Origin of the sequence: Paraliobacillus sp. X-1268 (assembly GCF_003426095.1) — a bacterium.
Lineage (GTDB): Bacteria > Bacillota > Bacilli > Bacillales > Amphibacillaceae > Paraliobacillus_A > Paraliobacillus_A zengyii.
On the sequence record NZ_QJSK01000007.1, the window covers coordinates 1 to 12424 of the forward strand.

General features: G+C 36.3%; 12 protein-coding genes, 1 tRNA gene, 1 rRNA gene and 1 other RNA gene. 5 read left to right on the forward strand and 10 right to left on the reverse strand.

Features of this window, described 5'->3' with window-relative positions; all coding sequences use genetic code 11:
* The 8 genes from D2K62_RS10130 to tadA form a co-directional block, all read right to left on the reverse strand.
* A 16S ribosomal RNA gene (locus tag D2K62_RS10130) occupies positions 1-363 on the reverse strand; the annotation flags it as partial.
* A 712-nt stretch (positions 364-1075) separates the two neighbouring features.
* Positions 1076-1345: a pro-sigmaK processing inhibitor BofA family protein gene (locus D2K62_RS10135; protein ID WP_112179081.1), complete on the reverse strand. Its 270-nt coding sequence runs from the start codon at positions 1343-1345 to the stop codon at positions 1076-1078.
* A 74-nt stretch (positions 1346-1419) separates the two neighbouring features.
* Positions 1420-1635 carry a YaaL family protein gene (locus D2K62_RS10140; RefSeq protein WP_112179079.1) on the reverse strand — a complete coding sequence of 72 codons (216 nt, stop codon included), beginning with the start codon at positions 1633-1635 and terminating at the stop codon, positions 1420-1422.
* A 15-nt stretch (positions 1636-1650) separates the two neighbouring features.
* On the reverse strand, positions 1651-2247 hold the full coding sequence (gene recR, locus D2K62_RS10145; RefSeq protein WP_112179077.1) for a recombination mediator RecR: 597 nt from the start codon (positions 2245-2247) through the stop codon (positions 1651-1653).
* Positions 2248-2261: 14 nt separating this feature from the next.
* Positions 2262-2585 carry a YbaB/EbfC family nucleoid-associated protein gene (locus tag D2K62_RS10150; protein ID WP_112179075.1) on the reverse strand — a complete coding sequence of 108 codons (324 nt, stop codon included), beginning with the start codon at positions 2583-2585 and terminating at the stop codon, positions 2262-2264.
* Between the two features lie 22 nt (positions 2586-2607).
* Positions 2608-4314 (reverse strand): DNA polymerase III subunit gamma/tau, encoded by a 1707-nt coding sequence (dnaX, locus tag D2K62_RS10155; protein ID WP_117148899.1) that lies wholly within the window; start codon positions 4312-4314, stop codon positions 2608-2610.
* A 132-nt stretch (positions 4315-4446) separates the two neighbouring features.
* Positions 4447-4711, reverse strand: an RNA gene (ffs, locus tag D2K62_RS10160) — signal recognition particle sRNA large type.
* A gap of 100 nt (positions 4712-4811) precedes the next feature.
* Positions 4812-5288, reverse strand: coding sequence for a tRNA adenosine(34) deaminase TadA (gene tadA, locus D2K62_RS10165; RefSeq protein WP_117148898.1), 477 nt, complete (start codon positions 5286-5288; stop codon positions 4812-4814).
* A gap of 130 nt (positions 5289-5418) precedes the next feature.
* Between tadA and D2K62_RS10170 the strand changes: the two genes are divergently transcribed.
* Positions 5419-6708, forward strand: coding sequence for a glycoside hydrolase family 18 protein (locus tag D2K62_RS10170; protein ID WP_112179069.1), 1290 nt, complete (start codon positions 5419-5421; stop codon positions 6706-6708).
* 72 nt (positions 6709-6780) lie between these two features.
* Here the strand turns inward: D2K62_RS10170 and D2K62_RS10175 are convergent, their stop codons facing one another.
* On the reverse strand, positions 6781-7293 hold the full coding sequence (locus tag D2K62_RS10175) for a type 1 glutamine amidotransferase domain-containing protein (protein ID WP_117148897.1): 513 nt from the start codon (positions 7291-7293) through the stop codon (positions 6781-6783).
* Between the two features lie 215 nt (positions 7294-7508).
* On the opposite strand from D2K62_RS10175, the gene D2K62_RS10180 reads away from it, so the two are divergent.
* The 4 genes from D2K62_RS10180 to D2K62_RS10195 all read left to right on the forward strand — a co-directional run bounded on the left by D2K62_RS10180 (position 7509) and on the right by D2K62_RS10195 (position 12007).
* Positions 7509-8042 (forward strand): YceI family protein, encoded by a 534-nt coding sequence (locus tag D2K62_RS10180; protein WP_112179066.1) that lies wholly within the window; start codon positions 7509-7511, stop codon positions 8040-8042.
* A 116-nt stretch (positions 8043-8158) separates the two neighbouring features.
* Entirely contained in the window at positions 8159-9652 is a 1494-nt protein-coding gene (locus D2K62_RS10185) for a spore germination protein (protein WP_232824090.1), read from the forward strand.
* A 19-nt stretch (positions 9653-9671) separates the two neighbouring features.
* The gene (locus D2K62_RS10190) at positions 9672-10760 is read left to right on the forward strand and encodes a GerAB/ArcD/ProY family transporter (RefSeq protein WP_112179064.1); all 1089 of its coding nucleotides are present in this window, start codon (positions 9672-9674) and stop codon (positions 10758-10760) included.
* A complete protein-coding gene (locus D2K62_RS10195; RefSeq protein ID WP_112179061.1) occupies positions 10757-12007 on the forward strand; it encodes a Ger(x)C family spore germination protein in 1251 nt (416 codons plus the stop codon). The genes D2K62_RS10190 and D2K62_RS10195 overlap by 4 nt, the downstream gene beginning before the upstream one ends.
* Before the next feature lie 312 nt (positions 12008-12319).
* On the opposite strand, the gene D2K62_RS10200 is transcribed toward D2K62_RS10195, so the two are convergent.
* Positions 12320-12392: transfer RNA gene (locus D2K62_RS10200), tRNA-Arg, on the reverse strand.
* Positions 12393-12424: the final 32 nt, after the last annotated feature.

Here is a 12424-nt window from a genome sequence, read left to right on the forward strand (position 1 = left end):
AGTCTGGGCCGTGTCTCAGTCCCAGTGTGGCCGATCACCCTCTCAGGTCGGCTACGCATCGTCGCCTTGGTAGGCCATTACCCTACCAACTAGCTAATGCGCCGCGGGCCCATCTGTAAGTGACAGCTCAAAGAGCCGCCTTTCAACTTCCCTTTAGGTAAAGAAAAGTGTTATCCGGTATTAGCCCCGGTTTCCCGGAGTTATCCCAGTCTTACAGGCAGGTTGCCCACGTGTTACTCACCCGTCCGCCGCTCAATCCATAAGCTTCACCCCGAAGGGATTCACTTATTTCATGCGCTCGACTTGCATGTATTAGGCACGCCGCCAGCGTTCGTCCTGAGCCAAGATCAAACTCTCCATAAAATGCGAGCTTGCTGCTCAAATACTTAACTAGCTTGTTGTTTCTACTTACTTAACATACTGTGTGTTTCGTTCAGTTTTCAAAGATCAATTAATATTGTTATCAATTCGACAACCTCTATATCATAACACTTGTTAGCGCTTAATGTCAATTCTTATTTTTAAGTTTGTTTCGATAGCTACAAACCAAAATTTCAAGAACAACTTATTTCGACAACTTAAAAATTATAATATATATTCAAAAAAAATGCAAGAACTTTTTGAAATGATTTTAGGATGTATATTGATCATTGCCTTTCAAAAAAGCAACGACATTCAATATAACACGCCTTCCTTCTATTTGTAAACATCAAATAAAAGGATATTTATAAATAGATTGTTGATTATGACTGAATTTCCATAAACTCCGACGTATTGTACTTAATATCAATGCCTCAGCAAATTGTTTCACTTTCCGCTGGCAAATACAATAGCATAAGTCCTGCATTTATAGATATATACGAGCGTGTCAAATGACATTGGTGACACTGTTGCAGTAATAACGCAAGCTGAATATCCACTCGATAAGCGAACTTTGCTTATCCGAATTAGCTGAAGCCATGCATTTCTCTCAAGTCCGAATTTTGAATGGTAAAAACATTTAAGAAAAGAGCAAAATAAAAAAACTCATCTGGGGACTGATACCACCACAAGACGAGTTTTTTATTAGAAGCTTTCAAACAAATACAAATATGTGCAACGCAGCTAAAGAAACTAAACCAGGAATACCTAGAAATCCAGTGATTACAGCTGTATACCCATTTATCGGTAAGTGCAAGCCAAGCGATGCACCAAATACATTAAAGAAGAATAGGAACAATACACCTATAACTAACTTTACACTACCATGCATCAACCAGCGCATTGGTTTTAAAGGCGCACCTACAAATAGTAAGACAATAATTAATACAACAATACTACTTATAATTACAACAGAAGAGCCCACCTCTTTTCCTCCTTCCCTGTCCTTTCTACAAAAATATGAGAAAAACAAAGGAATTAGAACTAGACTCTTCTTTATTAGTGACGGGCACTTATATTACGGTGCCTCGCTTCCCTTAGTAAATAGAAGTATTTCGTTTCAGCAACTTTTAAATCATATAAGCCTGTTTCACTCGGTTCTACACTTTTTTCAATAATCTCTTTTATTTGCATCCACTCATCTTTTAAACGAAAAATTTCTTCTAATAACCGGTTATCTACATCTTTTTGTTTAATTTTATAACCAAAAGCCATGTGATCTCCACCACCTTATAGTTCACGTCTTCCTTCTAGTGCTTTGGAAAGCGTCACTTCATCAGCATACTCTAAATCTCCACCCATAGGTAATCCATGAGCGATTCGAGTAATTTTAATTCCAGCAGGTTTAACTAATCGCGAAATATACATCGCAGTAGCTTCCCCTTCAATATTAGGATTAGTAGCAAGAATCAATTCTTCCACTTCTTCATCCTTTAGGCGATTTAATAGACTTGGCACATTAATATCTTCTGGTCCGATTCCATCCATTGGTGAGATTGCTCCATGGAGGACATGATAACGTCCACTGAAATCTTTCATTTTTTCCATAGCAATGACATCTTTTGGATCTTGTACAACACAGATCAATGTATTGTCCCGAGTTTCATCTTGGCATATCTGGCACGGATCCGTATCTGTAATATGTCCACATACTGTACAGTGCGTGAGTTCTCGTTTCGCACTAACTAAAGACTTTGCAAAATCTAACACGTCATCTTCTTTCATATTTAATACAAAAAAAGCCAGACGAACCGCTGTTTTCGGTCCGATCCCCGGCAATTTTGTAAAGCTATCAATCAGCTTTGAAATCGGTTCTGGATAATACACAGGTTATAGCCCTCCTAGAACATTCCGCCAGGTAAATTCATACCTTTCGTGAACTGTCCCATCGTATCGTTCGACTTATCTTCTACTTGTTTTAGTACGTCGTTTGTTGCAGCTAAGACTAGGTCTTGAAGCATTTCTACATCTTCAGGATCTACTACTTCTTCCTTAATCTCTACATCTGTAATTACTTTATTACCATTAGCAGTTACCTTAACCATTCCACCACCTGCAGTAGCTTCAAAGCTCATATCTTGCAGTTCTTCTTGTGCTTTTGCCATATCCTTTTGCATTTTTTGCATTTGTTTCATCATTTTATTCATATTTCCTCCACCACGCATGGAAAAAACCTCCTTATATTATCTAATTATCATGTATTTCCAGCAAGTCATCACCGACAAGTTTACGTGCTTCTTCTATTAAAGGATCTTCTTCCGTTTCTTCTTGTTCACCATCTGGATCTATAATAGCTTGTTGTCGCTGTTTTTGCACGTATTCTTCGCGAATCTCTTGCCAATTACTATCTGGTACGGGAATTATCGATATATTCTTTCCGATAGTTTCCGCTATTAATGATTCTATCGTTTCTTGGTGGTCTAAAGCAAGTGAACAGTGAATTTCGTATTTAAAAGCTAGAATTAATGCCTGATCAGATGCTGCACTAGGCTTACTATCCAATACAGTAGCATGGGCTGGCGCATTTTGTTGTTTTAATCTTTTCATAAAATCCGCCCATTGCGATTGTATCTCTTTTAAATTCGATTTAGATGCATCATCAAGAACTTGACGAATTCTCTCATATGGTACTTTGAATCGATTTTTTGATGGCATTGGTTTTCGCTTTGGTGTTGAAGTAGGTCGTTGTCCGTCTGATTCACTTGTAGGTGGATTTCGCTTTAGTTCAGCTAGTTCTTTTTCTAAACGATCCATTTTTTGAGTGAGTACCTTAATTGATTCTACATCACTAGAAGAAGAATGCACAATTGACTCTTGCTCGGTTATCTTCAACATCGTGATTTCAATAAAGACTTTCGGACTATTCGTCCAACGCATTTCTTGCTGGCAATGGTTAAACTCCGAAATAGAACGTTGAATCCAGTTGGCGTCTATTCTTTTAATTAATTGTTCAAATGAATCATTAACAACGGCACGTTCTAATACTTGTTCAAGTCCTGGTGCACTTTGATATAATAAAATATCACGTAAGAAATAGATGGTGTCAAAAACAAATCGACCTGGATCCTTACCTTCTTGGATAAATCCATCTACTAATCGCAAAGCTTGTTGTACATTTTTATCATATAATGCATGCACCATCTCTGTTAACTTCTCTTGAGACACAGCTCCAGTCACTGCTAAGACATCATCTAAGACTACTTCTTCATCACTATAGGAGATCGCCTGATCCAATAAACTTAACGCATCACGCATACCACCTTCTGCAGCTAATGCCACAGCATCTAGCGCTTCTTTGGTTACTGCAACATTCTCATGATTAATAATTGTTTGCATTCTTTCTACAATTACTTGTTGTGTTATTCGTTTAAAGTCAAAGCGTTGACACCTTGAAATAATCGTCAATGGTATTTTGTGTGGTTCGGTTGTTGCTAAAATAAAAATGACGTGCTTTGGTGGTTCTTCTAGCGTCTTTAGTAATGCGTTAAAAGCACCAATCGACAGCATATGTACCTCATCGATTATATATACTTTGTATGATACAGCACTTGGTGCATATTTCACTTTATCTCGGATATCCCGAATTTGTTCTACTCCATTATTTGAAGCAGCATCAATTTCCATTACATCTGAAATGGAACCATCTTGAATTCCCTTACAGGCATCACATTCGTTACACGGTTCTGCAACCGGTGCTTGTCTACAGTTAATTGTTTTCGCAAAGATCTTCGCAGCACTTGTTTTACCAGTACCTCTCGGTCCAGAGAATAAATAAGCATGCGAAAACTTCTCCTGCACGATCGCGTTTTGGAGTGTTCGCGTAATATGCGGTTGTCCTACTACGTCGGTAAAACTTAAAGGACGCCATACACGATACAATGCTTGATAGCTCATTTTCATGATCCTCTCTTCGGAATTCACTTCTATTATAACTGAATTTACCTCTAAATGTGAATAATTCATTCAAAATAAAAGCAAAAACCTCTTACCGATATGGCAAGAGGTTTATTTATCATATATTTAACGCCGTGCACCCATCGTCGATGACATAACCCTAAGCGTTACTTAAGTTCATGGCTCAGTTCAGGCTTCCCTGCGGCACACGAGAAATACCGCTTACTGCTGCTTCCTTCCGGATCTGACAGAATTTACGGGTTCCCGTTGCGCAGGACCCAAACGTCAACACCAATTCCTTAAGGCAGACCTTAAAGTCATGCACCTCGGATGGGAGTTCCGTCTCGCTACAGCGGATTGCGAGTATAGGGCACCGCTACCTCCCCACCTAGCACGGCAAATTTGCTAACAATTTTAAGTTGCGCATGTAAAGCGCATTTACAAGTATAGCGAGTTTTTCGTAAAAATGCAAGCGTAAAAATGTGGTATTTTTTTCCCTATTGGTCACTAGTAGTATTCTTTTTATTATCTCTTAATTGTCTGAAGAATTTTGTTAATAATGTACCACAGACTTCTTCTAATACGCCACCTTCTACATTAACTTGATGGTTAAAGCGGCTGTCTTCTAATAAATTAACTAAAGAACCTGCACTACCTGCCTTTGGATCATAGGCACCGAAGACAACTCGCGAAATTCGCGACTGTAAAATGGCACCTGCGCACATTGGACAAGGTTCTAGTGTTACATATAATGTGCAATTCTCTAAACGCCAACTCGCTCTTTTCTGATTCGCCTTGTCAATGACAAGCATTTCAGCATGCGAAGCTGTCGTTTGTAATGCTTCCCGTAAATTAAATGCATGAGCAATTACTTCATCCTTATAAACTAGAATGGCTCCAATAGGAACCTCTCCTACCTCACCAGCTTTTATCGCTTCAGCAACAGCTAATTCCATATAGTCCTGATCATTCATAGTACATGTCTCCTAGCGAAGTGACTTCAAATTTATTATAGCAAATTAATTTCTAAAAAAGAAGCGCACATTTCACTTAGATAGGTCATAGGCTAAGAGATGATAGAACAAGTAAAGGGAGGAAAATAAATTGCAAATTCATGTTGTTGAACAAGGTGACTCTCTCTATTCAATAGCCAGTACGTATGGAACAACGTATCAAGCGATAAATCAAGCAAATGAACTAGATAATCCTAATCAGCTTGTCGTAGGGCAAGCGGTTGTCATACCAATTGTCGGTCAATTTTATTTTGTCCAACAAGGAGATAGTTTATATGCAATTGGCCAACGCTTTGGCATTGGTTATCAACGCTTAGCTGAAGTAAACAATATTGATCCAAATGCCGCTTTATACATCGGTACTCGGCTGTATATACCTGAACAAGCCGGACCAACTATTGAGTCCAATGCTTATATTGAACCTATTGGCGACAATGTATCCGAGACGTTAATTAACGCGGCTGAAAAAAATGCACCATTCTTAACTTATCTAGCACCTTTTAATTATCGCGTAAATAGAGACGGTAGTTTAATTGCACCACCTTTAGATAATTTTGCTGCAATTGCTGCTGAAAATAACACCGCCATGATGCTTGTCGTTACAAACCTAGAAGAGGGAGAATTTAGTGCTGAACTTGGTTCGTTAATTGTAACGGATGAAAGTGTGCAAAATAAGTTGTTAGATGAAATAATTCAAACTGCACAAACAATTGGGTTTGGAGATGTTCATTTTGATTTAGAGTTTTTACCTCCAGCAGATAAAGATGCCTATAATAACTTCTTACGTAAGGCTAAGGATCGCCTATCAGGTGCTGGACTATTAATGTCAACTGCTCTTGCACCTAAAACAAGTGCTACACAAGAAGGTGCGTGGTATGAAGCGCATGATTATGCTGCTCATGGGGAGATTGCAGATTTCGTTGTACTGATGACATATGAGTGGGGATATAGTGGCGGACCTCCTTTAGCCGTTTCTCCTTTAGGAAACGTACGTGATGTTGTAGAATACGCACTAACTGAAATGCCAGCTAATAAAATTATGCTTGGACAAAATTTATACGGATATGATTGGACACTTCCGTTTGAGCCTGGTGGTGAATACGCTCGAGCACTTAGTCCACAACAAGCAATTAACCTTGCGCGTGATAATAATGTTGCAATAGAATTTGATCAACAATCTCAAGCACCATTCTTTTTTTATACAGATGCGGAAGGTAATCGACATGAAGTATGGTTTGAAGATGCACGATCGATTCAAGCAAAATTTGATTTAATCAAGGAATTGAATTTAAGAGGAATTAGTTATTGGAAGCTAGGTTTAGCGTTCCCTCAGAACTGGCTTTTACTAGAAGACAATTTCACCATTAGAAAACGAGCATAAAACGCCTAAAAACAAGAAAAAGGACCCGATTTATGTGAATCACAACAAATCAGGTCCTCTTTTTAAAATATATTAGGCTAAAACTTTCAACGCTTCTTTATTAAATGCCGGAATATCATCTGGCATACGGCTAGTAACAAGTTGATTTTCTGATACAACAACTTCCTGGTCCTTCACTGTAGCACCTGCGTATTCCATATCTACCATAATTGATTTAAAGCCTGTTGCCGTTCGACCTTCCAATTTTTTTGCTGTGAGAAGTAATTGTGGGCCATGGCAAATTGCTAAGACTGGTTTCTTCTCATCCATAAACGGTTTAACAAAATCTACAAAACGATCATCGCTACGTAAGGAATCTGGTGAGAATCCTCCTGGAATAAATAAAGCATCAAAATCACTTGGTTTAACCTCATCAATACTTTGATCTATTGTTACCGTTGCATCTCCTTGTTTACCTGTTACTTGCTTTCCTTTTTCTTTTTCAATTGTAACAAGTTGGTGACCCGCATCTTTAAATGATTTAGCGGGTTCTGTATACTCCACATCTTCAAAATAATCTGTTAGCACACATGCTATTTTACTCATCTATAATCATCTCCTTAAATTTATCTGTACAATTAATTTACCCGGTTTATTATTCACTAAACTTCTATTTTATTAGTTTAATCAACTACTTTAAGGGAAATAGCTATATATAATTCTTTTACTAATAAACACTTGACCTTCTATAATTACTATAATATACTTAGTTACATAAAGTAAGTTAATAATTATTAATAACAAAAATGGAGGAATTTAATATGACAAAAACAACATTTAAGGTAGATTCAGCGCACACTAGCCTTGATTTTTCAGTAAAACACATGATGGTTTCAAAAGTAAAAGGTACATTTCATGATTTTCAAGTACAATTCGTTGCTGATCCAGAGGATTTAACAACAGCTGAAATCGTTTTTGATATTGATGTAAATAGCATTGATACGCGTAATGCAGATCGTGATGGCCATCTAAGAACAGGTGATTTCTTTGAAGTTGATAAATACCCGAAAATTCTATTTAAATCAACAGATGTTACAAAAAAATCTGATGAAGAATATGAAGTTACTGGCGATGTAACAATTAAAGATGTAACAAGAAAAGAAACATTTAAAGTTGTGTTTGAAGGACAGGGTCAGGATCCATGGGGCAACCAAGTATTTGGTTTCAATGCTGAAGGAACACTTAACCGTGAAGCATATGGTTTAACATATAATGCTGCATTAGAAACAGGTGGCGTTCTTATTGGAAAAGATATCAAATTCTCAATTGAATTAGAAGCAATGAAAGAAGCATAATAAATAAAGAAATTAATAATACGAAAGCATGGAGAACATTCTCCATGCTTTTTTTATTTGCATAAAATGGGCAACATCACAAACACTAAGCGAATAAATAGTGGGGAGGTGACTATATGTCACGTTTACAAAAAGGCAAAAAGGCGATTAAACAAATGTACGAGAAAAAAGAAAAACTACAAGAAGATGCGAAAGATAATGCAGAAAGGTTGAAACAACTATTCTCATATGGCATTAATAAAGATTTCTCTTATAAACAACTGGTAGCCGATTATAATAAAAAAAAGATTTATTTATTCTTTTATGCTTCGATTGTAAATAGTGACAAAATAGAAGAGTTCATTATTAAACCGATACATGAGGGTGAAGGTGACAAGCTTTCAAAAATTATTAATACAAGAGATTTAATTGAAATCACTGATTTCGAACAGGCAACAGATGACATTAATAATGGCAAAATCGTTCTCCTTATGGAAGGGGATTCTATTGGCTACTCCATGGAGGTATCTGATTTCAAACACCGCGCGATCAGTCAACCTGCAAATGAAAGTGTGATTAGAGGGCCAAAAGAAGCTTTCACTGAATCTCTCTTCGTTAATATATCACTTGTACGAAAACAGATTCGTGATAAACAGTTGATTACGGAACAGTCAAGTGTGGGGACTCGTTCCAAACAAAGTGTCGTCTTAGTTTATGTTTCTGATATTGTAAATGATGAAATTTTAAAAAATGTAAGAGAAAGAATAGAAAGTATCGAGGTTGATACAGTTCGAAATGTTGAATTATTAGAACAATACATTGAAGAAAGACCTTATTCTATTTTTCCAAGCATTTTATATACCGAACGACCAGATAACGCAGGTGCTTACTTAGAAGATGGACACATTATTTTGCTAATGGATAATTCAGCAGCCTGTTTAATTTTACCTGTTACCTTTTGGGATTTGTTCCACAGTCCAGAAGATCGCTACTCTCGGTTTATATTTGGTAACTTCACCCGAGCCATACGTTTTTTTAGTTTCTATATAACAACAATGATATCCGCAGCTTACGTATCACTAGCTAACTTCCATAGCGAGATGATACCACCTGATTTACTTTTTGCTATTACCGCTGCTAGAGAATATGTACCTTTTCCTTTGATTGTTGAAATCTTACTCATGGAATTTGCTTTCGAATTGATCCGAGAAGCTGGAATTCGAATTCCTAACCCTCTAGGTCCCACAATTGGAATTGTCGGCGCCTTAATCTTAGGGCAAGCTGCTGTAGAAGCAAATATCATTAGCCCTATTATTGTAATTGTTGCAGCATTATCAGGATTAACATCATTTGTAATAGCGGATACTAGTTTAAACTACACCGTTCGTATTTCTCGATTCATCTTTATATTGTCAGCTGCTTTTTTAGGAATGTTAAGCCTAGTAGGTGTTTTTCTTCTCTGGTTTATGTATGCAGCATCACTTAAATCGTTTGGCGTTCCTTTCTTCGCACCATTAGCTCCATACTATAAATCCTCAGGTGACACGATGTTTCGTAAAGCGCTGCGGGCGGAGATTTGGCGACCATCTCATATAAAACCAAAAGATTTACACAAGAAGCAAAGGAAATAAGGCAGGAGGCAGAAAGAAGATGCATGATCAAAAAACATTAAAAGCAAGCGAAATGTTTACCATGATTGGATTGTTTATTGGAATGAAAGTAACCGATACAACACCAACACTTTTTGCACAAAAAGCACAAAATGCCTTTTGGCTTATTCCTATTATTTCATTCCTTGTGATTTTACCTTCCTTCTTTCTCCTGATTTATCTATTAAAAAAAGCACAAAATAAAAATCTAATGGAGTTAATAGAAAGTCTTATTGGCTCTAAGCTTGGCAAAACACTAGGTTTTTTAATTTTTTTGAGTTCTTTCTTATTAATGTGCTTAGACAGTCGTAGTTATGTTGAACAAATTAAGCTATTATACTTTCCAGCTTCTCCAACAACCGTTCTTTTTTTCTTATTCTTATGTGTTGTTTTTTTCGGAGCAAAAAAAGGATTAGAAGTAATTGGATTTACAGTGAAAACAAGCTTTCTTTTCATTAAGTTGTCGGCTCTGCTGCTAGCCTTATTAATTTCAGTTGAAATCGTTTGGCAACGTATCTTTCCTATTTTCGGTTCAGGTCTATCAACAATACTAAAAGAGGGTGCGCTAAAAGGATCGATTTTTTCTGAGTTTTTTTTATTAACGATTGCCTACACCTCCTTTAAAGATACAAAACAATTTAGAATCGGAACATTATTCGGCGTTATATTTGTGATAATTGAAATTACATTTTTTTTCTTTGTTTATGCAACAGTGTTTGATTACAATTCAATAGAAAAGGCTTCTTTTCCTTTTCATGATATTACACAATATGTGCAATTAGGAGAGTATTTTGCAAATATAGAAACCTTTTTTATGGTGTTTTGGTTATTAGCAGGATTTCTTCGATTTATTATCTATATCTATTTAATCACTTGGATCTTTGGAGCAGTGTTTAATATTTCTGAATTTGAACCTCTCATACTGCCATTCAGTTTTATTACACTTATCATAGGAATGGTACCTGATAATTCGGTTATAAACGAATTATTATTTCGTGATATGCTATTAAATTATGTAACTCCTCTTTTTGTCCTATTCCCTGTAATTTTATGGATTGTAGCATTATCGAGAGGAGCGTTAAAAAAATGATAAAACATTATGGTTATATACCTGTTATTTTCCTACTATTACTTATATTAACAGGTTGTTACGACAGAATAGAACTCGAGCAACAATCCTATGTTATTGCTGTTGGTATTGACAAAGGAGAGGAGACAGGAACATTTTCTTTTACTTTTCAACTTGCAAACCCTGAAGTTGGCGCAACGTTATCTGCAGGTTCTGATGAGGAACCTCAAGAAACAGTTACTATTACTGGAAGTGATATTATTACTGCAACAAATACCGCAAATTCTTTTATCACTAAAAAAATTACATTAGATCAAACCAAAGTAATTATTATTTCAGAAGAATTAGCACGTTCTAAGGATTTCATTCGTGTGATCCAGACTGCAGCGCGAACGCCACAAATAAGAAGAAGTGTCCAATTAATTGTTTCAAAAGAAAACGCCAGTGACTTTTTAAATAATAACGAGCCAAAAACAGAAACACGACCACATAAGTATTATCAATATATGCTTAATCGCGCATCACAAACCGGCATTATACCTGATGCAAATCTTCATCGTTTTTTTCAAATAACAGAAGGAGATGCTGATTTATTCTTAGCAATTTATGCAACAACAGAAATTTCTGAACCGAAAGAATCAGGAAGTGAAGATGAATACATTGCAGGTCAAGTTCCACAACAAGGAGGAAGCAAAACGCAGTTTATGGGTTCTGCCGTGTTCAAGGAAGGACAAATGATTGATATCTTAGATGGCCAAGATACGCGGATATGTAACATACTGGATAAAACAATCGAAATGGAGGAATTACTAGCAACTTATCCGGATCCTATTAAACCTGAGTATCAAGTTTCAGCCAATTACTCCCAAAAGTCAGTACCTCTAGTCAATGTTAGCTATGATAAAAAAAATAACCATGCAAAAATTGATGTTACGATTCCATTTGAAATTGAAATCATTGCCATTCCCAGCCTAGTAGATTATGCGCAAAACAATAAATATAATCAAAAACTACGTGAATCCATTGAACAAAGCATTGAAGAGAAAACCACTAAACTTGTAAAAAAAAGTCAAGAAGAGTATGGATCAGATCCTTTTTACTGGTCTATTTACATTCGAAGATACTTTAAAGATATCCCAGCTTATGAGGAAGCGGATTGGAACAAAGTAATTTATCCTAATGCTTCTATCACAATAAATTATAAACTAAAACGTCTTGAGTTTGGAAAGATGTTAAAAGACTCGAAATTAAACGAAGTGAGGGATTAGTATGATTATAACAGTCCTAACAATTGTTGCACTATATATTATTATATATTGTATCAATTACAGTCTCATGGTATTTAAAGATGGAAATAGATTAGGTGGAATTGCTATCATTTGTCTTGTTCCCTTTATTATGGTGGGCCCCGTATTATTTTATATAATGGGATAAACAATAAAACATTGTTGTTACATCTACAATTTTATATAGCTAGTTTGATTTTAAGGCTTTGCAATCGGTTAGCAAGTTGATACTTAAATAAAAAAACAGCAAGGGATTAAATGCTACATCCCTTGCTATATATAACTTTTAACGTATGGCCCCAGTAGGATTCGAACCTACGACACATGGTTTAGGAAACCAATGCTCTATCCCCTGAGCTATGGAGCCGTTAGTCATGTTCATACTAAAACATGACGCTT

Excerpts from the sequence above, each read along its gene's own strand:
- dnaX (WP_117148899.1), bottom strand. The coding sequence starts at position 4,314 with ATGAGCTATCAAGCATTGTATCGTGTATGGCGTCCTTTAAGTTTTACC.
- D2K62_RS10140 (WP_112179079.1), bottom strand. The coding sequence starts at position 1,635 with ATGGCTTTTGGTTATAAAATTAAACAAAAAGATGTAGATAACCGGTTA.
- D2K62_RS10150 (WP_112179075.1), bottom strand. The coding sequence starts at position 2,585 with ATGCGTGGTGGAGGAAATATGAATAAAATGATGAAACAAATGCAAAAA.
- D2K62_RS10180 (WP_112179066.1), top strand. The coding sequence starts at position 7,509 with ATGACAAAAACAACATTTAAGGTAGATTCAGCGCACACTAGCCTTGAT.
- D2K62_RS10190 (WP_112179064.1), top strand. The coding sequence starts at position 9,672 with ATGCATGATCAAAAAACATTAAAAGCAAGCGAAATGTTTACCATGATT.
- D2K62_RS10195 (WP_112179061.1), top strand. The coding sequence starts at position 10,757 with ATGATAAAACATTATGGTTATATACCTGTTATTTTCCTACTATTACTT.
- D2K62_RS10185 (WP_232824090.1), top strand. The coding sequence starts at position 8,159 with ATGTCACGTTTACAAAAAGGCAAAAAGGCGATTAAACAAATGTACGAG.
- tadA (WP_117148898.1), bottom strand. The coding sequence starts at position 5,288 with ATGAATGATCAGGACTATATGGAATTAGCTGTTGCTGAAGCGATAAAA.
- D2K62_RS10175 (WP_117148897.1), bottom strand. The coding sequence starts at position 7,293 with ATGAGTAAAATAGCATGTGTGCTAACAGATTATTTTGAAGATGTGGAG.